The sequence below is a fragment of the Pseudomonas sp. 32A genome (genome assembly GCF_052682255.1).
On record NZ_JBQYLY010000001.1, the window covers coordinates 1,643,206 to 1,664,947 of the forward strand.

A 21,742-nucleotide genomic window follows, 5' to 3' on the forward strand; every position below is an offset into this window, starting at 1 on the left:
TTCAAGCAGATTTCGGGATGAGGCGCTCAAACAGCGCCTCCAGTGTATTAAAGCGTTCTTCGGCGCGTTCCATCGGCACCATGAATTTGAACAGCGTAGCCCCTTCGAACTTGTAGCGATTGGGCTGGCCCTGAATCAGCTTGATCAGCACCAGTGGGTCCACCGGCGTCTGCGCTTCGAACTCGATACGCCCACCTTGCGGCCCGGCGTCGACCTTCTTGATGCCCAGTTGCTCGGCCTGCAATTTGAGCAGGGTCAGGCGTACCAGGTTCTTGGTCGGTTCCGGCAACAGGCCGAAACGGTCGATCATCTCCACTTGCAGGTCCTTGAGACCGTCTTCGTCGGTGGCCGAGGCGATGCGCTTGTACAGGATCAGCCGCGCATGTACATCCGGCAGGTAGTCTTCGGGAATCAATGCCGGCAAGCGCAGGTTGATTTCCGGGCCGCCACCCAGCGGTTGGTCGAGGTTCGGTTGCTCGCCCTTGCGGATGGCTTTTACTGCCCGCTCGAGCATTTCCATGTAAAGGGTGAAACCCACGGCCTGGATCTGCCCGCTCTGGCCATCCCCCAGCAGTTCACCGGCACCACGGATTTCCAGGTCGTTGGTGGCCAGCACAAAGCCGGCGCCAAGGTCCTGGGTGTTGGCTATCGCTTCCAGGCGCTTCTCGGCGTCGGAAGTGATCTGCTGGCGCGGCGGCGTCAGCAAATAGGCGTACGCCTGGTGGTGACTGCGCCCAACCCGGCCGCGCAGCTGGTGCAGCTGGGCCAGGCCGAACTTGTCGGCGCGCTCGATGATGATGGTGTTGGCGCTCGGCACGTCGATGCCGGTCTCGATGATGGTCGAGGCGATCAGCACGTTGAAGCGCTTGTGGTAGAAGTCGCTCATCACCTGTTCGAGTTCGCGTTCGCGCATCTGCCCGTGGCCGATGGCGATCCGCGCTTCCGGTACCAGTTCGGCGAGGTCGGCGGCGCATTTCTCGATGGTTTTCACATCGTTGTGCAGGTAGTACACCTGGCCGCCACGCAGCAACTCACGCAGCAGGGCTTCCTTGACCGTGCTTTTGTTCTGCTCCATGACGAAGGTGCGCACCGACAAACGCCGCGCCGGCGGCGTGGCGATGATCGACAGGTCACGCATGCCCGACACTGCCATGTTCAGCGTGCGCGGGATCGGCGTGGCGGTGAGGGTCAGGATGTCGACTTCACTGCGCAGGGCCTTGAGCTGTTCCTTCTGACGAACACCGAAGCGGTGTTCTTCGTCGATGATCACCAGCCCGAGGTTCTTGATCTTCACGTCATCCGACAGCAGCTTGTGAGTGCCGATGACAATGTCGATCTTGCCTTCTGCCAGGTCGGCGATGGCTGCGTTCACTTCCTTGGCCGACTTGAAGCGGCTCATCACTTCCACGGTCACCGGCCAGTCGGCAAAGCGGTCGCGGAAGCTGTTGTAGTGCTGCTGCGCGAGCAGGGTGGTCGGCACGAGGATCGCCACTTGGCGGCCACCATGCACCGCGATAAAGGCCGCGCGCATCGCCACTTCGGTCTTGCCGAAGCCCACGTCGCCGCACACCAGGCGGTCCATCGGCTTGGGCGCCAGCATGTCGGCGCGCACGGCGTCGATGGTGGTTTGCTGGTCCGGGGTTTCTTCGAAGGCGAAGCCCGCGCTGAAGGTGGCGTAGTCGGCTTTCGGGTCGGCAAAGGCATAACCTTCACGGGCGGCGCGGCGGGCATAGATATCGAGCAGCTCGGCAGCCACGTCGCGTACCTGTTCGGCGGCCTTGCGCTTGGCTTTCTGCCAGGTCTCGGAGCCGAGGCGGTGCAACGGCGCGAGGGCGTCGTCGCTGCCGGTGTAGCGGGCGATCAGGTGCAGGTTGGCCACGGGCACGTAGAGCTTGGCGCCCTCGGCGTATTCCATGGTGAGGAATTCAGCCACCTGGTTATCGATCTCCAGGGTCTGCAGGCCCAGGTAACGGCCCACACCGTGGTCGATATGCACCACCGGCGCGCCTTCGCGCAGTTCGGTGAGGTTCTTGATCACTGCATCATTGTTGGCGTCGGCGCGTTTTTCGCGACGGCGACGCTGCATCACCCGCTGACCGAACAGCGGGCTCTCGGCAATCAGTGCCAGGGCCGGGTCGTCCAGCAGCAAGCCTTCGTCCAGCGGCGCGATGGTGATCGCCAGGCGATCCTTGCTCGCGACAAAGTCCGGCCAGCTATCGACGGTTTTCGGCCGCAGCTTCAGGCGTTCCAGCAACTCCAGCAGCACCTCGCGGCGCCCGGCGGACTCGGCGGTAAACAGCACGCGGCCGGGAAAGTCACCGAGGAAATTCGACAGCGCTTCCAGTGGCTGGTTGGCCTTGGCTTCAATCGCCAGGTTCGGCAGTGCTTGCGCTGGGAAGCGCTCGCGGCCGGCGCCGGCGTCCACGTCCTGTTGGCTGGCGACTACGCGCGGCCAGTTTTTCAGGCGGGCAAAGCAGTCTTCCACCGGCAGGAACAGTTCGGCCGGTGGTAATAAAGGACGGGACGGGTCGACGCGGCGTTCTTCATAACGGTTGCGTACGTCATTCCAGAAGTTCTCCGCCGCCTGTTCGATGCCCGGCAGCGAGAACACTTGGGTGTCCTGGGGCAGGTAATCGAAGAGGGTCGAGGTTTCGTCGAAGAACAGCGGCAGGTAGTACTCGATACCGGCGGGGGTAATCCCGCTGCTCAAGTCCTGGAAGATCGGGCAGCGGCGGAAGTCCACGTCAAAGCGCTCGCGGAAACGCGCCTTGAAGCGCGTGACCGCATCTTTTTGCAGCGGAAACTCCCGGGCCGGCAGCAGCTTGACCGAGTCGACCTTGTCGATGGAGCGCTGGTTTTCCGGATCGAAAGTACGCAGGGTTTCGATTTCGTCGTCGAACAGGTCGATCCGGTAAGGCAGTTTGCTGCCCATCGGGAACAGGTCGATCAGCGCGCCACGCACCGCGAACTCACCGTGCTCGTACACCGTGTCGACGCAGCGATAGCCACTGGCCTCAAGCCGGGTGCGCATCTGTTCCACGTCGAGCTTCTGGCCGATATCCAGCACCAGGCTGCTGCCCAGCAGAAACTTGGTCGGCGCCAGGCGATGCAGGGCCGTGGTGATCGGCACCACCAGCACGCCGTGGGCCAGTTCCGGCAAGCGGTACAGGCTGGCGATGCGCTGGGAAATAATGTCCTGGTGCGGCGAGAACAGATCGTAGGGCAGGGTTTCCCAGTCCGGAAAATGCAATACCGGCAAATCGGGGGCGAAGAAACTCAGCTCCTGTTCCAGCCGCTCGGCACTTTGGCTGTCGGCGGTGAGCAGCAGGGTAAAGCGCTTGGCAGCGCTGGCAGCCTCGGCAATGGCCAGGCTGAGGGCGGCACCGGGCAGATTGCCCCAGTGCTGTTTACCTGCCGCGGCAGGGAGAAGCGGTAGACGCAGAACGGGCACGGAAGGTTGAGCTCCAAGCGTTGCGACAAAGTCGGTAATTGTAACGGCCCGGAGTGCCGCCTGTCAGTTGCTGACTGAGCCTATTACGGTTTGTAGGAAATGTAGTGGCTAAGACAAACAAAGGTGCCTTTTGACTCATTATGTAGTGCCGAAATCGGTGTATGTTTCGGAGGGTTACGGACACTTTGTCACAATGGCCCAGAAGGGGGTGCGCTGGAAGCCACGTATTTACTGGGCTCCAGCGGGGCGATATTTTTTTGCAAGGGGTTTTGTTGCGGGTCGCGCATTGCTCCGAGGGCAGTCGGGCGGCATAATGTAGCCCCTTTTTTCTGCCCCTACATGTGGAAGGTTCCCGTGACTCAGAAGCCCGACCAGTGTCTTGGTGAATGGATCGACCGTGAAGCACTCGCTGAAGCGATGATTCCGCTTATCGGTCAGCTCTACCGCAATAACAACGTGGTGAGCTCGATCTATGGCCGCAGCCTGATCAACCAATCAGTCATCGCGATTCTCAAGGCTCATCGCTTTGCTCGCCATCGTTCCGCCGACGACAGCGAACTCTCCGTCCACGAAACATTCCCCCTGCTTAAAGCCATGAGCGAGCTCAAGCTCGGCGCGGCCTCGGTAGACCTGGGCAAGCTGGCCTACAAATTCCGCAAGGAAGGCGCTGGCCGTACCGCCGAGCAGTTCGTGCGTGAAGAAATGGCCGACGTGGTTGGCCAGCAAAACGCTGCTGCCCGCAAAGGCACCGACGTTGTGCTGTACGGCTTCGGTCGTATCGGCCGCCTGCTGGCGCGCATCCTGATCGAAAAAACCGGTGGCGGCGACGGCCTGCGTCTGCGTGCCATCGTGGTGCGTAAAGGTGCAGAAAACGACCTGACCAAACGCGCCAGCCTGCTGCGTCGCGACTCGGTACACGGTCCGTTCAACGGCACCATCGTCATCGACGAAGAAAACAACACCATCACCGCCAACGGTAACCTGATCCAGGTGATCTACGCGAAGAACCCGTCTGAGGTGGATTACACCCAGTACGGCATCAAGGACGCACTGCTGGTGGACAACACCGGTGTGTGGCGTGATGCCGAGGGCCTGGGCCAGCACCTGGCGTGCCCGGGTATCGACCGCGTTGTCCTGACGGCGCCTGGCAAGGGCAAGCTGAAGAACATCGTGCACGGCATCAACCACGGTGAAATCACCGCTGACGACAAGATCGTGTCCGCCGCTTCCTGCACCACCAACGCCATCGTGCCGGTGCTGAAAGCCGTGAACGACAAGTTCGGCATCGTTAACGGTCACGTTGAAACGGTTCACTCGTACACCAACGACCAGAACCTGATCGACAACTTCCACAAGGGCGATCGCCGTGGCCGTAGCGCCGCGCTGAACATGGTAATCACCGAGACCGGTGCTGCCACCGCTGCTGCCAAGGCCCTGCCTGAGTTGGCCGGCAAGCTGACCGGTAACGCGATCCGTGTGCCGACGCCGAACGTGTCGATGGCCATTCTCAACCTGAACCTTGAGAAAGCCGCCACCCGTGAAGAGATGAACGAGTACCTGCGCTACATGGCGCTGCACTCCGATCTGCATAAGCAAATCGACTTCGTCAACTCGCAGGAAGTGGTGTCCACCGACTTCGTTGGTTCGCGCCACGCCGGTGTGGTGGACGCTGAAGCGACCATTACCCAGGATAACCGCGTTGTTCTGTACGTCTGGTACGACAACGAGTTCGGTTACAGCTGCCAGGTGGTTCGTGTGATGGAAGACATGGCCGGGGTTAACCCGCCAGCATTCCCGCGCTAAGCATCAGCGGTAAATGAAAAAGCCCCGACTGGTTCGGGGCTTTTTTATGTCTGTTGTTTTTGAGTTGCTTGCACCGGCCTCATCGCAGGCAAGCCAGCTCCCACATTTTGATTTGTGAATACATTTCAAATGTGGGAGCGGGCTTGCTCGCGAAAGCGGCCTATCAAGCGCCGCCGACTATCGAAGCCTGCGCGGTACGCAGTTCATGCCGGTTGCCCTTGAACAGGATCAATGTGGCGATCAAGCCCAGCACTGCCGCGCCGCTCAGCCAGATGCCCGGTGCCGCCTTGTTGTCCAGCACGTGGATCAGGTAGGTGCAGGCCGCCGGAGTAAAGCCGCCAAAGGTCGCCGTCGCCAGGCTGTAGGCCAGGGAGAAACCGGTGGTGCGCACTTCTACCGGCATGATTTCGGTCAGTGCTACAACCATCGCGCCGTTGTACGAGCCATACAGGAACGACAGCCAGAGCAGCACGATCAACAGATGGCTGAAGCTTGGGTTGGCCACCAGCCAGGACAGCGCTGGATAAGCGGTGAGGATCGCCAGAATAGTCGCCCCCAGCAGCAAGGGTTTACGCCCGATCTTGTCGGACACCGCACCCATCACCGGCAGCCAGATGAAGTTGGAGATGCCGACGCACACGGTTACCAGCAACGCGTCGAAATCCGACAGGTGCAATTCGGCCTTGCCGAAGGTCGGGGTGTAGGCGGTGATCAGGTAGAACGACACGGTGGTCATCACCACCAGCGCCATGCCGGCGATCACGATGCCGAAGTTCTGGCCGATCGAACGGACGATTTCCTGCAGGGTAGGGCGGTGTTTACGCGCCTGGAATTCCGGGGTTTCTTCCAGGGAGCGACGAATCACGAAGATCACCGGCACGATCAGGCAGCCGATCAGGAACGGCACGCGCCAGCCCCAGTCACCCATTTCTTCCGGGCTGAGCCAGTGGTTCAGGCCCACACCCAACAGACCGGCGAATACCACGGCGGCTTGCTGGCTGGCGGACTGCCAGCTGACGAAGAAGCCTTTGCGGCCTGGAGTGGCGATTTCCGCCAGGTACACCGATACGCCGCCCAGTTCGACACCGGCGGAGAAACCTTGCAACAAGCGGCCGAACAGCACCAGCAACGGCGCCGCGACGCCCAAGGTCGCGTACCCGGGAACGCAGGCAATCAGGATGGTGCCGGCGGCCATCAGCGCCAGGGTGATGACCAGGCCCTTTTTACGGCCGTGACGGTCAATGTAGGCACCGAGGAAAATCGCGCCCAGCGGACGCATCAGGAACCCCGCACCAAAAGTCGCCAGGGACAGCATCAGGGACGCGAAAGCGCTGTCGGTGGGGAAAAATGTCTTGGCAATGGCCGTGGCGTAAAAGCCGTAGACCATGAAGTCGAACATCTCAAGGAAGTTACCGCTGACAACGCGAAAGATCGCCTTGCCCTTGCCCGTTGTAGTGGACATGTCATGCACTCATTTTGGCTATCTTGTTAGTAATCCCTGGTCGCAACCGTCCTTGCTGTTGAAGCTCTGGCACGAGGCTGGCGCTGAACAGTTTTGTAACGATATGTGTATAAGCCACCACAGGCAACAAAAAACCGATAGCAAGCTGGCAAATTGCCGCAGGCCTCCGGGTGATGAAAATCCAATGTGGGAGCGGGCTTGCTCGCGAAAACGGTGTGTCAGTCAGCTGATGAGCCGCTGATACACCGCACTCGCGAGCAAGCCAGCCCCCACAGGGTTTTTGCGATCAGTTGAGGAGGGTGTTTCGCAGGCTGTCGGACAAGCCTTTTGGTGCCAGCCAGATTCCCAGGTAAGCCTTGGCCAATTCGTCATTGTGGCTGCTGAATACCACGCTGCCGTTGATTTCCAGGTTCAGGCCGCGCTGAGGCTGGAAGTCCAGCGCGTAACGGTCGCCGCTGCGGATGTCGCGAAAGCTTTTGTGCAATTGCTCCAGTTCAGGTTTCAGGCGGGCGAGGGCGGCGGGCGTTTGCTGGCGTTCAAGGGTGGCGGTGGCGGCCTTGATGACATCGTTGCGGTCGATATCGCGAAAGTAATACAGCTCCAGGCGCAGGTCTTTTTGCCGGTCCAGGGCCTGTTTGGCGCTCAAGTCAGCTTGGGCGAACAGTGCGGCTGCATACACATCTGCCCACAGATAGGTCAGGACGGCCTGGTTTTTCAGCACCAGTTGATGAGATTGCGCCGGAAAATCGGCTTGTTTGAGACGCTCAGCCTCATTCGCTAGCACGGGGACCGAAAACATCAGCAATAAACAAACAATCACATGTCGCATAATGGCCCGTCCTGAAAGGTGCGTGCCTACAGGTTAATTCAATAACGAACGCTGTGTAGTAAAGGCAAAACTGGCCTACGACGCGACCAAGGGTTAATGTGCGCGGCGTTGAGCCTTCTATAGACTGTGCCCCGGCTCACACACTTGAGCCACATTGATCCTTCATGACCGCTGGCCGCGGCATGATTTAGCCAGGCGCCCAACCGTGCGTCCTGGCCTGTTCTGAGGAGTACGCATGGCTGTCTACAACTACGACGTAGTGGTACTGGGTTCCGGCCCAGCTGGAGAAGGTGCGGCGATGAACGCCGCCAAAGCAGGGCGCAAGGTGGCGATGGTCGATAGCCGTCGCCAGGTCGGCGGTAACTGCACCCACCTGGGTACCATCCCGTCCAAGGCCTTGCGTCACTCGGTGCGCCAGATCATGCAGTTCAACACCAACCCGATGTTCCGGGCCATTGGTGAGCCGCGCTGGTTCTCGTTCCCGGACGTGCTCAAGAGCGCTGAAAAAGTCATTTCCAAGCAGGTTGCATCGCGTACCGGCTTCTATGCCCGTAACCGCGTCGACCTGTTCTTCGGCACCGGCAGCTTCGCCGACGAGCAAACCGTCGAAGTGGTCTGCGCCAACGGCGTGGTCGAGAAGCTGGTAGCCAAGCACATCATCATTGCCACCGGGTCGCGTCCGTATCGCCCGGCGGATATCGATTTCCACCACCCGCGTATCTACGATAGCGACACCATCCTCAGCCTGGGTCATACCCCGCGCAAACTGATCATCTATGGCGCCGGCGTGATCGGCTGTGAATACGCCTCGATCTTCAGCGGCCTGGGTGTATTGGTCGAGCTGGTGGATAACCGCGACCAGTTGCTGAGCTTCCTCGACTCGGAAATTTCCCAGGCGTTGAGTTACCACTTCAGCAACAACAACATCACTGTGCGCCACAACGAAGAGTACGAGCGGGTCGAAGGCCTGGACAACGGCGTGATCCTGCACCTGAAATCCGGCAAGAAGATCAAGGCCGACGCCTTGCTGTGGTGCAACGGCCGTACCGGCAACACCGACAAGCTGGGCATGGAAAACATCGGTGTGAAGGTCAACAGCCGTGGCCAGATCGAAGTCGACGAGAACTACCGCACCTGCGTGACCAACATCTACGGTGCCGGTGACGTGATCGGCTGGCCAAGCCTGGCCAGTGCCGCCCATGACCAGGGCCGCTCGGCCGCTGGCAGCATTGTCGACAACGGCAGCTGGCGCTACGTCAACGACGTGCCGACCGGGATCTACACGATTCCCGAGATCAGCTCCATCGGCAAGAACGAGCATGAACTGACCAAGGCCAAGGTGCCTTATGAAGTCGGCAAGGCGTTCTTCAAGAGCATGGCGCGTGCGCAGATCGCCGGTGAGCCCCAGGGCATGCTGAAGATTCTGTTCCACCGCGAGACGCTGGAAGTGCTCGGCGTGCATTGCTTCGGCTATCAAGCGTCGGAGATCGTGCACATCGGCCAGGCGATCATGAACCAGCCGGGTGAGCAAAATACCCTCAAGTATTTCGTCAACACCACGTTCAACTACCCGACCATGGCTGAAGCCTATCGGGTAGCGGCCTACGACGGCCTCAACCGGCTTTTTTGAGCGGCTCCGGCCGGTGGCCTGAGCCGGCCGGGGAGACCGATTTCAGTAATTCCCGAGGGTGGCAGTGGCCAAACCGGGAAAGTCTGTAATCAGGCTATCTACGCCGAAGTCGGCGAGCCTGCGCATCAGCGCGGGTTCGTTGACCGTCCACACGGACACGTGCAAACCCTGGCGCTGGGCTTTTTCCAGACGTTCAGGGGTGCACAACGTCCAGTTCAACGCCAGAATCTCACAGCCATAGTTGGCCGCGACCTTCAACGGGTCGAGCCAGGCGTATTCGGCTACCAGTCCGCGGGACAGGTCCGGAGTGAGGTCCAGCGCTGCTTTCAACACTTCCCGCGAGCTTGAGGTCACGGTGACCTTGTCCATCAGCCCGAAACGCTGAGCCATTTCCCGGATCGCCAGCACGGTGGTTGCCGCGCGGGTGCGCGATGCGCTTTTGACTTCCAGTTGCCAGTGGTCGAAATCGCATTTTTCGAACAACTCTTCCAGGCGTGGGATCGGGCAGGGGTTGACCCAGCCCGGGCCGCCTTTGCGCGCGTCCATCTTCACCAGGTCGGCGGCCGAATACTCGACGACCTTGCCGCGCCGGTCGGTGGTGCGCTTGAGCGTCGGGTCGTGAATGACCATCAGCTCGCCGTCCATGGACAGGTGCAAATCCAGTTCGCAACGGCGCACGCCGTGCTTGAGGCATTCCTGGAAGCTGGTCAGGGTGTTTTCCGGTGCTTCGCCTTTGGCACCGCGGTGGCCATAAATCAGGGTCACAGTTGCTCCTTTACGCCAGGATTGCTGGCTGGATGGATGACGCGACGCGCCATTCAGTGTTCGTATTCAGGTGTCGGATTCGTCGCTTTTTTCCCGCGCCAGACGCCGTTCCTGGGCCTGTTTCTGCAGGATATAGCGCGCCAGCAACTGGCGTTGGGCATCGGTCATGGCTTCGAATTCCGTGCCTATTTCGAAGCCGCCGGGCTTGGCGTCGCAATGGGTGACCTTGGCCCGCAGCAACAGGCCGAGGGCTTGCGGCATCAGCACCAGCTTGACCGCCAGGTGGCTGTCGGGCTGGATCGCCGTGGGGTTCAGGAACTCGATGCCGCCTTCGGAGATGACCACGGGTTGCGGCGTACCGATCTCGCCCAGTAGGCTTTGCGCCATGATCTGGCTGAGCAAATCCATGCGTTTGTTCTGCACTTTGAGGAAGGCGGCCAGGGTTCGGTCCCGTTCGCCGATCTGGCGCAGCAGGTGCTGGGATTCGAATTCACTCAGGTGCAACTCGCTGAGCAGATTGAACAGCGGCGAATCATCCAGCAACACTTCCTTGCTCAGCGCTTCCGGGCCCGACAGCGGGGTAATTTCCAGTGCGATCATGTCCTCGATACGGTAGTATTCGCGGCGATCTTCTTCATCTAATGTCGACATGGCGAACCCAAGGCAGCGGTGATGGTCTGAGTGTAAAGCTGCTTACCTGACCCCGCCACAAGGACGTCTTCTTTTCCTCCGAACAAGCCCCGACATGTTCAGACCTCTCTTCGTATTTATTGGCACGCGTTATACCCGTGCAAAACGTCGCAATCATTTTGTGTCGTTCATTTCCTTGACCTCGATGATCGGGCTCGCCCTTGGCGTTGTCGTGATGATCGTGGTGCTGTCGGTGATGAACGGCTTCGATCATGAGATGCGCACCCGCGTGCTGGGCATGGTGCCCCACGCGACCATCGAGTCGGGTGAGCCCATCAGCGACTGGCAAAGCCTGGCCGCCAAGGTCAAGCAGAACCCCAAAGTGCTGGCGGTTGCGCCCTTCACCCAGATGCAGGGCCTGTTGACCAACGACGGCAAGGTGCAGAAAGTCCTGCTCAATGCCATCGACCCGGCGCAGGAACGCAACGTCTCGATCATCGATAACTTCATGCAACAGGGCAAACTGGACGACTTGTCGCCCGGCAGCTTTGGCATCGCTATCGGCGACAAGGCTGCGGCCAAGCTCGGCGTGGGCATCGGCGACAAGCTGACCTTCGTCGCGCCGGAAGTCACCGTGACCCCGGCCGGCATGTTTCCGCGTATGAAGCGCTTTACCGTGGTCGGCATCTTCCATGTCGGCGCCGGTGAGATCGACGGCTACCTGGGCCTCACCAACCTGACCGACCTGGCCCGCCTGCATCGCTGGAAGCCGGATCAAGTGCAGGGCCTGCGCCTCAAGTTCAACGACCTGTTCGACGCGCCGCGTACCTCGTGGGAAATCGCCCAGCACCTGGGTGAAAACCAGTACTACGCCCGCGACTGGACCCGCACCCACGGCAACCTGTACCAGGCCATCCGCATGGAAAAAGCCATGATCGGCCTGCTGTTGCTGCTGATCGTCGCCGTCGCCGCCTTCAACATCATTTCCACGCTGGTGATGGTGGTGAATGACAAGAAGGGCGATATCGCGATCCTGCGCACCCTTGGCGCCACGCCGGGGCAGATCATGGCGATCTTCATGGTCCAGGGCACGGTGATCGGCGTGGTCGGTACCTTGATCGGTACGGCGGTGGGGATTCTCGCCGCGCTGAACGTGAGTGCCGCCATCGCCGGGCTGGAAGTGTTGATCGGCCACAAATTCTTGAACTCCGACGTTTACTTCATCGACTACTTGCCGTCCCAGGTGCAGAGCCAGGACGTGCTGATGGTCGGCGCCGCCGCGTTGGTCCTGAGTTTCCTTGCCACCCTGTATCCAGCCTGGCGCGCGGCACGTACCCAGCCGGCGCAGGCTTTACGTTATGAGTGAATCGGGCATGATTGAAAAAGCAATCCTGAGCTGCCGCAACCTGGGCAAATCCTACGAGGAAGGCCCGGAATCCGTGGTGGTGCTGTCCAACCTGCAACTGGAACTGCACCCGGGCGAGCGCGTGGCGATCGTCGGCAGTTCCGGTTCCGGTAAAAGTACCTTGCTGAACCTGTTGGGCGGCCTTGATACGCCGTCCCAGGGCAGCGTCTGGCTGGCTGGCGAAGAATTGTCGGCCCTGGGCGAGAAGGCCCGTGGCCAGTTGCGCAACCGTTCGCTGGGTTTTGTGTACCAGTTCCACCACTTGCTGCCCGAGTTCACCGCCCTGGAAAACGTCTGCATGCCGCTGTTGATCGGCAAGACCGCGATTCCCGAGGCGCGCCAGCGTGCCAAGGCGTTGCTGGAGCGGGTCGGCCTGGGCCATCGCCTGGAGCACAAACCGGCTGAGTTGTCCGGCGGCGAGCGCCAGCGTGTGGCGATTGCCCGTGCCCTGGTCAACAACCCGGGCCTGGTGATGCTCGACGAGCCCACCGGCAACCTCGACTCCCACACCGCCCAGGGCATCAAGGACTTGATGCTGGAACTGAGCACCCAGATGCGCACCGCGTTCCTGGTGGTGACCCATGACATGAGCATGGCCCGCCAGATGGACCGTGTGCTGCACCTGCAGGAAGGTCATCTGGTCGCCATCTGACCTGTTTCAAGCCCGGCGCCCGGCGCCGGGTTTTCTATTTTTTCAACGGTGCCCGCGAATGTTCAGACCGTTATCGATTTTCATCGGCACGCGCTATACCCGCGCCAAGCGCCGCAACCGTTTTGTTTCGTTTATCTCGATGACCTCGATGATCGGCCTCGCCCTGGGCGTGCTGGCGATGATCGTGGTGTTGTCGGTAATGAACGGTTTCCAGCGGGAAATGAGTTCACGCATCCTTGGCATGGTGCCCCACGCGACCATCGTTGGCGTGAAGCCGATCAGCGACTGGAAGCCGGTGGCGGATGCCGCGATGAAGAATCCTGAAGTCACGGCTGCGGTACCGTTCACGCAGATGGACGGCATGCTTTCCTACAAAGGCGCGATGCAGCCGATCGAGATCAGCGGCGTCGACCCGGCCCAGGAAGGCAAGGTGTCGATTGTGGCCCAGCATATCGTTCAGGGTCATCTTGAAGACCTTAAACCGGGCGAGTTCGGTGTGGTCATCGGTGAGATCACCGCCCGGCGTTTCCGCCTGAACGTCGGCGACAAGCTGACCCTGATCGTGCCGGAAATCAGCAGCGCGCCCGGTGGTATCACCCCGCGCATGCAGCGGTTGAACGTGGTCGGTGTGTTCAAGGTAGGCGCTGAGCTGGATGGCTCCATGGCCTTGATCCACATGGCCGACGCCGCCGAGATTCAGCATTGGGAGCCGAACCAGGTGCAAAGCGTGCGCCTGGCGGTGAAAGACTTGTATGCCGCGCCCAAGGTCTCGGCGGATATCGCCGCCAGCCTCGGCGCCGACTACAAGGCCGACGACTGGACCCACACCCAGGGCAGCCTGTTCAGCGCGATGAAGATGGAAAAGACCATGATCGGCCTGCTGTTGCTGATGATCGTCGCGGTGGCGGCGTTCAACATCATCGCGACCTTGATCATGGTGGTGAACGACAAGGGCGCCGACATTGCAATCCTGCGCACCATTGGCGCCACGCCACGGCAGATCATGGCGATCTTCATGGTGCAGGGCACGGTAATCGGGATCGTCGGTACCTTGATCGGCGGCATTCTCGGCGTGATTGCCGCGCTGAACGTCAGTGAACTGGTGGGTTGGCTGGAGCGGGTCACCGGGCAGCACATCTTCAGTTCGGACGTGTATTTCGTCAGCAACCTGCCTTCGGAATTGCAGGGCGGGGATGTGTTGCTGATTTGCTCGGCAGGGTTTGTGTTGAGCTTTTTGGCGACGATTTATCCGGCGTATCGGGCGGCGAAGATTGAGCCGGCGCATGCCCTCAGGTATTCATAACTCTTAAGATCGCTATCGCAGGCAAGCCAGCTCCCACATTTGACCGCGTTCGCCAGGACAACTCAGTCTAATGTGGGAGCCGGGCTTGCCCGCGATGAGGCCGGTGCAGCTTGCATCAATACTCCCGCGGCAACTCCATCACAAACCGCGTCCACCCCGCCCCCGACTCACAGAAAATCCGCCCTCCATGGGCTCGCACAATCGACTGGGTAATCGCCAGCCCCAGCCCCGCATGCTCGCTGCTCCCTTCATGGCGCGCCGGATCTGCCCGATAAAACCGGTCAAACAACCTTGGCAACAACGCCTCTGGAATACCTTCCCCGGTGTTTTCCACGCTCAACGTCACGCCTTGCATACCCTCGACAATCCGCACACTGACGTCGCCTCCCGGCGGGGTGAACCGCAACGCGTTATCCAGCAGATTGGAAATCGCCCGGCGCAACATGCTGCGGTCACCTGAAGTGTTGGCGGCACCTTCCCGAATCAACCGCACCTGGACGTCCTCCGCCAGCGGCGCGAAAAATTCCAGCAATGCATCCACTTCGTTCGCCAGCACCAGGGTTTCGCGCTTGGGCGCCAGCAGTCCATGGTCCGCCTTGGCCAGGTACAACATGTCGTTGACCAACTGGGCCATCCACTGCAGCTCCTCGAGGTTGCTGTGCAGGGCCTCGCGGTAGTCTTCGAGCGCCCGGGGCTGCGTGAGGATGACCTGAGTCTGTGTCAGCAAATTCGACAGTGGCGTGCGCAGTTCATGGGCGATGTCGGCAGAGAATGCCGAGAGTCGCTGGAAGGCATCGTCCAGGCGCCCGAGCATCGCGTTGAAGGACTGGGCCAGTTCCGCCAGTTCGACGGGCATTTGTTCCTGGGGCAAGCGCTGGGTCAGGGAGTGGGCAGACACGCCGCTGGCGACTTCGCTCATGCGCCGCAGTGGCCGCAACCCGCTACGGGCGGCCCAGGCGCCGAGCAGGGCAGTGGCCAGGGCGGAAAGGCCGACGGTCAACCAGATCAGATGCTGCATGCGTTGCAGGAAATGTTGGTGGTGGGTGATGTCGAGCATCAGCGTTAGTCGTGGCGAGTCAGCGTTTCCAGGAATCAGCGGCGCGTTGTACACGCGGTAATCGGTGCCGGCGTTCTGCACGCTGTGCAGGCCAGGTCCCTGGGGCAAGGCGACGCCGGGGGCGCCGTCGAACCAACGCTGATCGCCGGCGGCGATGCGCAGGGCCAGGTCGGGCTGGCGATTGAGTTCCTCTCGCAGCTTTGTTTCTCGTAAGGCAAATCGTTCGGGCGTGTCGGCACCTTGCAATGTGCTGCGCAGCGCTATCAGCTTGCCGTCGAGCAGTTGCTGGTCCAACTCGATAAAGTGCGCCTCGCTGGCATGGTTGAACAGCACGCCAGCCAGCAATGAAACCACGGCGGTACAGCCAGCAAATAGCAGTGCCAGGCGGCTGGCCAGGGAAATCCGTTTCATCAACCGAACCGCTCCTCAAGCACATAGCCCATGCCGCGCACGGTATGGATTAACTTGTTGGGGAAGTTATCGTCGACCTTCAGGCGCAGGCGGCGGATCGCGACTTCGATGATGTTGGTGTCGCTGTCGAAGTTCATGTCCCACACCTGAGAGGCAATCAGCGACTTGGGCAGTACTTCGCCCTGGCGGCGCAGCAGCAGTTCCAGCAGGGAAAACTCCTTGGCCGTGAGGTCGATGCGTTGGCCGTCGCGTTCTACCCGGCGGCGGATCAGGTCCATGCGCAGGTCGGCCAGTTGCAGGCTGGTTTCCTGAGGCGGGCTGCTGCCACGGCGCAACAGGCTGCGCACCCGGGCCAGCAGTTCGGAGAAGGCGAAGGGCTTGACCAGGTAATCGTCGGCGCCCAGTTCCAGGCCATGCACCCTGTCTTCCACGGCATCTCGCGCGGTAAGGAACAGTACCGGCATGTCGAGCCCAGCGTTGCGTACAGCCTGGAGGATCTGCCAGCCATCGCGACCTGGCAGCATCACATCGAGGATCAACAGGTCGTAGTCACCGGTCAGCGCCAGGTGCTGGCCGGTGGTGCCGTCGGCCACCAGTTCGGTGTTGAACCCGGCCTCGGCCAGGCCCTGGCGCAGGTAGTGGCCGGTTTTCGGTTGGTCTTCGACGATCAGCAGTTTCATGGGCGGCTCATGGTTTTACGGGAACACAGACTTTATACAGCGCAGGTCCGGCGGCAGGCTCAAGCTGACAAAGTTGTAATCTGGCCGTCAGCTGGCTGGCAGCGGCGCGTTCGTAAAGTGTCCCACAGACTGATTCCGAACCTTTGGAGTGTGACCATGTTTTTGCGTAAATCCTGGCTGTTGGCTGGCTGCCTGATGACGCTGAGTCTTCCGGTGCTGGCATCCCCGGCTGAAACCTTCGCTTTCGGTGAGGCTGCACCGGCTGCCAAGGCCACGCGCACCGTGGAAGTGGTACTGCAGGACATTTCCTTTTCGCCCAAGGCTATTGATGTAAAAGCCGGTGAGACCGTGCGCTTTGTGCTGGTCAACAAAGGCCAGTTGCTCCACGAGTTCAATATTGGCGACGCAGCGATGCACGCCGCGCATCAGCAAGAAATGCTCAAGATGCAGGCCAGCGGCATGCTGACGGCCACCGGCATGGGCAAAATGGACCACAGTGCGATGGGCCACGGCGACATGGGCGGCATGAAACACGACGACCCCAACAGTGTGTTGGTAGAACCGGGCAAGACTGCCGAACTGACCTGGACCTTCACTCAAGCCACCGGCCTGGAGTTTGCCTGCAACATCCCCGGCCACTATCAGGCGGGCATGGTCGGCAAGCTGACGGTCAGCCAGTAAGCAACTGGGGTGCAAAGGCGGGTAGAATAGCCGCGTTTATTTAGCCAGGTTTCCGCCATGCATCCCGCAGCCGAACATTCGCCGCTGGGCAAGTCCAGTGAATACATCTCCACCTACACCCCGTCGTTGCTGTTCCCGATCCCTCGCGCCGCCAAGTGGGCCGAGTTGGGCCTGAGCGCCGAGACCCTGCCGTATAGAGGCGTGGATTTCTGGAACTGCTTCGAACTGTCCTGGCTGCTGCCCTCCGGCAAGCCCGTGGTGGCCATCGGTGAATTCAGTATCCCGGCCGACTCGCCGAACATCATCGAGTCGAAGTCGTTCAAGCTGTACCTCAATTCGCTGAACCAGACCGCGTTTGTCGATGTGCAAAGCCTTGAGGCCACCTTGCGCACCGACCTGAGTGCCGCTGCCGGCAAGCCGGTTGGCGTGCGTATCCGCAGCCTGGGCGAGGTTGAAGCTGAAGGCGTGGTCGCGTTGCCGGGTATGTGCATTGATGACCTGGACATTACCGTCAGCAACTACGAGCACCCGCGCCCTGAGCTGCTGCGCTGCGACGATTCGCGCGTGGTGGAGGAGAGCGTCCACAGCCATCTGCTCAAGTCCAACTGCCCGGTGACCAGTCAGCCTGACTGGGGCAGTGTGGCGGTGGAGTACCGGGGCGCGGCGCTGGATCATGCCAGCCTGCTGGAATACCTGGTGAGCTTCCGCCAGCATTCGGACTTCCATGAGCAGTGCGTGGAGCGGATCTTTCTCGATCTGCAGCGCTTGCTCAAGCCGGAGAAACTGACGGTGTATGCGCGGTATGTGCGTCGCGGCGGGCTGGATATCAACCCGTATCGCAGTACTGAAGAGCAGCAGTTCCAAAACCTGCGCCTGGCTCGTCAGTAGCCTTCACACAAAACAAATGTGGGAGCGGGCTTGCTCGCGAAAGCGGTGTATCAGCCAGCTTATGTATCAGCTGACGGACCGCATTCGCGAGCAAGCCCGCTCCCACATTTGATAGGTGTCCGGCTATTAAATCCCGATATTACCCAGGGTTTGCACAATGCTGCGCAGGGTCATGGCAATACCTGGGTGGTCGATTTCGAAGCGTTCTACCGCCAGGTTCACACCGTCGGCGATGCTTGGATCCTGAATGGCACCTTCCAGTGGCTCCTGAACTTCCAGTTCAGCAATCAAATCTCGCAGCTCTTCGCGCTTTTCTTGGGGCATTTCTGGATTCTGATCCAATTGCTCGCGCAGAATTTTGACCTGTTCTTGCAGTTGTTCGCGGGCAGGCATGGCGTTCTTCCTTTTATCGATAGGCACTGGCATAGACCGCGGCACGCCGGGAAAGGTCTATGGGCTGACCTGTAGATTAATCCACTGGCGCCGACTGTGCATGATCTCGATCAGGGCTTCTCGCCCTTGAGCTGGCGCAGGCTGATGTCGGCCAGGCAGGTGTGCAGTTCGCCAAGGTGGTCGATTACCGAATGCACGCCCAGGCCATAGAGCGCGACGGTGGCTTTGGCGCGCTTATGCTCGCGTTCCTTCTCGCTGAGCGCCTGCCATTGCTCCGGGGAAAGCCCGCACAGCGAGCCGCAGGACGCCAGGCCGATGGTCCACAGGCCGGCGTTGAGCCCCGATTGCAGCAGGCGCGGTTCGCCACTGACCAGGACGCAGCCTTCCAGGCGCTCGATATTTAGCTCCATCAGTGCCTGCCAGCAGGCGTGGGGCGCGGGCCAGCGGGTGGAGGAGGGCTTGGTGGCCTTGATCCAGCGAGGCAGCCCGGCAGCCAGAGGTGTGGAAACCGAAAGGGGTAGCTCGTCCAGCCATGCGCAAGAGACGCGCTGTTCTTCGAGGCTGCGCAGGATCTTCAGGGCGCCGACAGTGGCATGCGCATCGCTTGAAGGCGCGGAGTCGGCACGGGCCTGGGAACCAAAATCTACCAGACAGCCACTCAGCCCGAACAGTACGGCCGTCAAGGACGGGGCGCTGGCAGTAACAACTTCGGCGTGTGGCATTTCGACGTCCCTGAAATAGCAGTAACGCTATCGAACGCGGATGACAAGCAAGTTACACCCTCAGCAATTGTAGGAATTTTGTGCATTTGTTGAATGACATTTCTGCAAGGCTGCCTAATCTGACACTTCCGTCATATACTGACGGCCTCATTCAGGGCATAGCGCCCATGACAGACCATTCAAGGAGTTCAAGCTATGCGCTGGAGCCAATGTCTAGCTCAGCTATCCGTATGTGCCAGTATTTTGCTGGTGCCTTTCGTGGCCCAGGCGGCCTCGGAAGACGATCCATGGGAAAGCATCAACCGCCCGATCTTCACCTTCAACGACACCGTTGACACCTATGCCCTCAAGCCTTTGGCCCAAGGCTATCAGTTCGTGACCCCGCAGTTCGTGCAGGACGGCGTGCACAACTTCTTCCGCAACATCGGCGACGTCGGCAACTTTGCCAACGACGTGCTGCAACTCAAGCCGCACGCGGCTGGCGTCGACACGGCCCGCCTGCTGATGAACACCACGTTCGGCGTGCTGGGTTTCATTGATGTCGGCACCAAAATGGGGCTGCAACGCAACGATGAAGACTTCGGCCAGACTCTCGGCCACTGGGGCGTCGACAGCGGTCCTTACGTGATGCTGCCACTGCTGGGCCCAAGCACCCTGCGTGACGCGCCGTCCAAATACGTGGACAGCTACACCCAGCCATACCGCTACATGAACGATATCGGCTGGCGCAACAGCACCTTCGGCCTGAATATCGTCGACACGCGTGCCAGCCTGCTGTCCTCCGAGAAGCTGATCAGCGGCGACAAATACACCTTCATCCGCAATGCTTACCTGCAGAACCGCGAGTTCAAGGTCAAGGATGGCAAGGTTGTAGACGATTTTTAAGCTTCAGGCTTGAATCAGGAAGGCGGCCCTCGGGTCGCCTTTTTTGTGGGCGGCATTCAAGGTTTATCCGTGGGTTACGTGCTTACTTTAAGTCGCGGTTTTATGCGTTCTTATAACTACCGGTGATTTGCGATGTAAAGACGCCCGGCGACCATCGCCGTGAGCTTGAAACCCCTGGCGGATGGGAGTACCGTCTGCGCCTTAGAAGGGCACCTCTGCTTTACCTTTGTGCATGGGCAATATCCCTGCACTTTGTAGGACAGAGAGGCTAGAAAGCGAATCCAGTAGTACGCCCGGCCATTGTCGAGCTGCCTACGCCAACCTAATTCTGGCGCCGTTTGCCCACATGCAGAAAACCAGTGCCACGCTGCTGATAATCGATGACGACGAAGTAGTGCGCGCGAGTCTCGCGGCCTATTTGGAAGACAGTGGCTTCAGCGTCCTGCAGGCCAGCAACGGCCTCCAGGGTCTCCAGGTATTCGAGCGCGACAAGCCCGACCTTGTGATCTGCGACCTGCGCATGCCGCAAGTGGGCGGCCTCGAGCTGATCCGCCAGGTGACTGACCTTTCCCCGCAGACGCCGGTGATTGTTGTGTCCGGTGCCGGTGTGATGAATGATGCCGTCGAGGCCCTGCGCCTAGGCGCCGCCGACTACCTGATCAAGCCCCTGGAAGATTTGGCCGTACTGGAGCACTCGGTACGCCGTGCCCTGGATCGTGCACGGTTGCTGCTGGAAAACCAGCGTTACCGTGAAAAGCTCGAAACCGCCAACCGCGAACTCGAAGCCAGCCTGAACCTGCTCCAGGAGGACCAGAACGCCGGTCGCCAGGTGCAGATGAACATGCTGCCGGTGAGCCCGTGGAGCATCGACGAGTTCAAGTTCGCCCACCAGATCATCCCGTCGCTGTACCTGTCGGGTGATTTCGTCGACTACTTCCGCGTTGATGAGCGGCGTGTCGCGTTCTACCTGGCCGACGTTTCCGGCCACGGCGCCTCCTCGGCGTTCGTGACCGTGCTGTTGAAGTTCATGACCACACGGCTGTTGTTCGAATCCAAGCGCAATGGCACCTTGCCGGAGTTCACCCCTTCGCAAGTGCTGGGCCACATCAACCGGGGCCTGATCAGCTGCAAGCTGGGCAAGCACGTGACGATGGTCGGCGGCGTGATTGATGAAGAAACAGGTCTTTTGACCTACAGCATTGGCGGTCACCTGCCATTGCCGGTTTTATACACTCCAGACAGTGTGCGCTACCTGGAAGGGCGTGGTTTGCCGGTTGGCTTGTTCAATGAAGCCACCTACGAAGACCACATCCTGGAATTGCCGCCGACGTTCAGCCTGACGCTGATGTCCGACGGTATCCTGGACCTTTTGTCAGAGCCTACACTCAAAGAGAAAGAAGCCGCCTTACCCCAACGGGTTAGGTCGGCGGGCGGCAGCCTGGATGGCCTGCGGCAGGTTTTTGGATTGGCCACGCTAGGGGAGATGCCGGATGATATCGCCCTATTGGTGTTGAGCAGGAATCTTTGATGAGTACCGGAAGAATCCAATTCGCCGAGCAAGACGGGACGTTTGTCCTGAAGTTTGTCGGTGAAGTGCGCCTGACCTTGTGTTCGGCGCTGGATGCGACGATTGAGCGGATTTTCACAGCCTTGAATTTCTCGGCGATCGTGATCGATCTGACCGAAACCCGCAGCATCGATAGCACCACCCTTGGGCTGTTGGCCAAGTTGTCCATTCTGTCTCGGCAGAAGGTCGGACTGCTGCCGACTGTCGTCACCACCCACGAAGACATCACCCGTCTGTTGCAGTCCATGGGCTTCGATCAAGTGTTCAACATCGTTGACCGCCCGATCCCGTGCCCGGAATGCCTGACCGACCTGCCGTCCCAGGACCAGTCCGAGGAAGTGGTACGGGTCAAGGTGCTGGAAGCCCACAAGATCCTGATGGGCTTGAACGACTCCAACCGCGAGGCGTTTCACGACCTGGTGAATGCGCTGGAGCGGCACTAATTTCCAGATGAAACACTGTCAAAGTGTGGGAGGGGGCTTGCTCCCGAAAGCGGCGGGTCAGTAGTGAATGTAGCGACTGACGCCC

The 21,742-nt window shown here is 60.3% G+C and carries 19 protein-coding genes; 10 read left to right on the top strand and 9 right to left on the bottom strand.

Annotation, left to right across the window (positions count from 1 at the left end; genetic code table 11):
• Window position 1: 1 nt before the first annotated feature.
• On the bottom strand, window positions 2-3,451 hold the full coding sequence (gene mfd, locus ACUN0G_RS07505; protein WP_017477206.1) for a transcription-repair coupling factor: 3,450 nt from the start codon (window positions 3,449-3,451) through the stop codon (window positions 2-4).
• Between the two features lie 339 nt (window positions 3,452-3,790).
• On the opposite strand from mfd, the gene ACUN0G_RS07510 reads away from it, so the two are divergent.
• Window positions 3,791-5,254 carry a glyceraldehyde-3-phosphate dehydrogenase gene (locus ACUN0G_RS07510; protein ID WP_023659083.1) on the top strand — a complete coding sequence of 488 codons (1,464 nt, stop codon included), beginning with the start codon at window positions 3,791-3,793 and terminating at the stop codon, window positions 5,252-5,254.
• Window positions 5,255-5,417: 163 nt separating this feature from the next.
• On the opposite strand, the gene ACUN0G_RS07515 is transcribed toward ACUN0G_RS07510, so the two are convergent.
• Entirely contained in the window at window positions 5,418-6,716 is a 1,299-nt protein-coding gene (locus tag ACUN0G_RS07515) for an MFS transporter (RefSeq protein WP_201122311.1), read from the bottom strand.
• A 286-nt stretch (window positions 6,717-7,002) separates the two neighbouring features.
• Window positions 7,003-7,545, bottom strand: coding sequence for a chalcone isomerase family protein (locus ACUN0G_RS07520; RefSeq protein WP_421523864.1), 543 nt, complete (start codon window positions 7,543-7,545; stop codon window positions 7,003-7,005).
• Between the two features lie 235 nt (window positions 7,546-7,780).
• Between ACUN0G_RS07520 and sthA the strand changes: the two genes are divergently transcribed.
• The gene (gene sthA, locus ACUN0G_RS07525; RefSeq protein WP_076017245.1) at window positions 7,781-9,175 is read left to right on the top strand and encodes a Si-specific NAD(P)(+) transhydrogenase; all 1,395 of its coding nucleotides are present in this window, start codon (window positions 7,781-7,783) and stop codon (window positions 9,173-9,175) included.
• 42 nt (window positions 9,176-9,217) lie between these two features.
• Here sthA and ACUN0G_RS07530 read toward each other — a convergent pair whose 3' ends face one another.
• A complete protein-coding gene (locus tag ACUN0G_RS07530) occupies window positions 9,218-9,940 on the bottom strand; it encodes a glycerophosphodiester phosphodiesterase (RefSeq protein WP_017477211.1) in 723 nt (240 codons plus the stop codon).
• Between the two features lie 66 nt (window positions 9,941-10,006).
• Window positions 10,007-10,591 (bottom strand): PilZ domain-containing protein, encoded by a 585-nt coding sequence (locus ACUN0G_RS07535; protein WP_445573020.1) that lies wholly within the window; start codon window positions 10,589-10,591, stop codon window positions 10,007-10,009.
• A gap of 94 nt (window positions 10,592-10,685) precedes the next feature.
• On the opposite strand from ACUN0G_RS07535, the gene ACUN0G_RS07540 reads away from it, so the two are divergent.
• From ACUN0G_RS07540 to ACUN0G_RS07550, 3 genes are read left to right on the top strand one after another with little or no spacing between them, the layout of a single operon-like run.
• Window positions 10,686-11,936, top strand: a complete 1,251-nt coding sequence (locus ACUN0G_RS07540; RefSeq protein WP_063032243.1) for a lipoprotein-releasing ABC transporter permease subunit — start codon at window positions 10,686-10,688, stop codon at window positions 11,934-11,936.
• Between the two features lie 7 nt (window positions 11,937-11,943).
• Window positions 11,944-12,627 carry a lipoprotein-releasing ABC transporter ATP-binding protein LolD gene (gene lolD / locus ACUN0G_RS07545; protein WP_445573021.1) on the top strand — a complete coding sequence of 228 codons (684 nt, stop codon included), beginning with the start codon at window positions 11,944-11,946 and terminating at the stop codon, window positions 12,625-12,627.
• A gap of 58 nt (window positions 12,628-12,685) precedes the next feature.
• Window positions 12,686-13,930 (top strand): lipoprotein-releasing ABC transporter permease subunit, encoded by a 1,245-nt coding sequence (locus ACUN0G_RS07550; protein WP_258344419.1) that lies wholly within the window; start codon window positions 12,686-12,688, stop codon window positions 13,928-13,930.
• 115 nt (window positions 13,931-14,045) lie between these two features.
• On the opposite strand, the gene ACUN0G_RS07555 is transcribed toward ACUN0G_RS07550, so the two are convergent.
• A complete protein-coding gene (locus ACUN0G_RS07555; protein ID WP_445573022.1) occupies window positions 14,046-15,398 on the bottom strand; it encodes a heavy metal sensor histidine kinase in 1,353 nt (450 codons plus the stop codon).
• A complete protein-coding gene (locus ACUN0G_RS07560) occupies window positions 15,398-16,078 on the bottom strand; it encodes a heavy metal response regulator transcription factor (RefSeq protein WP_421523867.1) in 681 nt (226 codons plus the stop codon). The genes ACUN0G_RS07555 and ACUN0G_RS07560 overlap by 1 nt, the downstream gene beginning before the upstream one ends.
• 156 nt (window positions 16,079-16,234) lie before the next feature.
• Between ACUN0G_RS07560 and copI the strand changes: the two genes are divergently transcribed.
• Together copI and queF are read left to right on the top strand one after the other, a co-directional pair.
• Window positions 16,235-16,759 (top strand): copper-resistant cuproprotein CopI, encoded by a 525-nt coding sequence (gene copI, locus ACUN0G_RS07565; RefSeq protein WP_445573023.1) that lies wholly within the window; start codon window positions 16,235-16,237, stop codon window positions 16,757-16,759.
• A 57-nt stretch (window positions 16,760-16,816) separates the two neighbouring features.
• The gene (queF, locus tag ACUN0G_RS07570) at window positions 16,817-17,647 is read left to right on the top strand and encodes an NADPH-dependent 7-cyano-7-deazaguanine reductase QueF (RefSeq protein ID WP_445573024.1); all 831 of its coding nucleotides are present in this window, start codon (window positions 16,817-16,819) and stop codon (window positions 17,645-17,647) included.
• A 126-nt stretch (window positions 17,648-17,773) separates the two neighbouring features.
• Here the strand turns inward: queF and ACUN0G_RS07575 are convergent, their stop codons facing one another.
• Both ACUN0G_RS07575 and ACUN0G_RS07580 read right to left on the bottom strand, forming a co-directional pair.
• The gene (locus ACUN0G_RS07575; protein ID WP_445573025.1) at window positions 17,774-18,040 is read right to left on the bottom strand and encodes a DUF4404 family protein; all 267 of its coding nucleotides are present in this window, start codon (window positions 18,038-18,040) and stop codon (window positions 17,774-17,776) included.
• 110 nt (window positions 18,041-18,150) lie between these two features.
• Window positions 18,151-18,762, bottom strand: a complete 612-nt coding sequence (locus ACUN0G_RS07580) for an HAD family phosphatase (RefSeq protein WP_445573026.1) — start codon at window positions 18,760-18,762, stop codon at window positions 18,151-18,153.
• Between the two features lie 195 nt (window positions 18,763-18,957).
• Between ACUN0G_RS07580 and ACUN0G_RS07585 the strand changes: the two genes are divergently transcribed.
• From ACUN0G_RS07585 to rssC, 3 genes are all read left to right on the top strand, one after another.
• Window positions 18,958-19,647 (top strand): MlaA family lipoprotein, encoded by a 690-nt coding sequence (locus ACUN0G_RS07585; protein WP_258344425.1) that lies wholly within the window; start codon window positions 18,958-18,960, stop codon window positions 19,645-19,647.
• Window positions 19,648-19,993: 346 nt separating this feature from the next.
• Window positions 19,994-21,175 (top strand): two-component system response regulator RssB, encoded by a 1,182-nt coding sequence (rssB, locus tag ACUN0G_RS07590; protein WP_445573027.1) that lies wholly within the window; start codon window positions 19,994-19,996, stop codon window positions 21,173-21,175.
• Window positions 21,175-21,657 (top strand): anti-sigma factor antagonist RssC, encoded by a 483-nt coding sequence (rssC, locus tag ACUN0G_RS07595; RefSeq protein ID WP_003218919.1) that lies wholly within the window; start codon window positions 21,175-21,177, stop codon window positions 21,655-21,657. Before rssB ends, rssC begins: the two co-directional genes overlap by 1 nt.
• The last annotated feature ends 85 nt before the right edge of the window (window positions 21,658-21,742 follow it).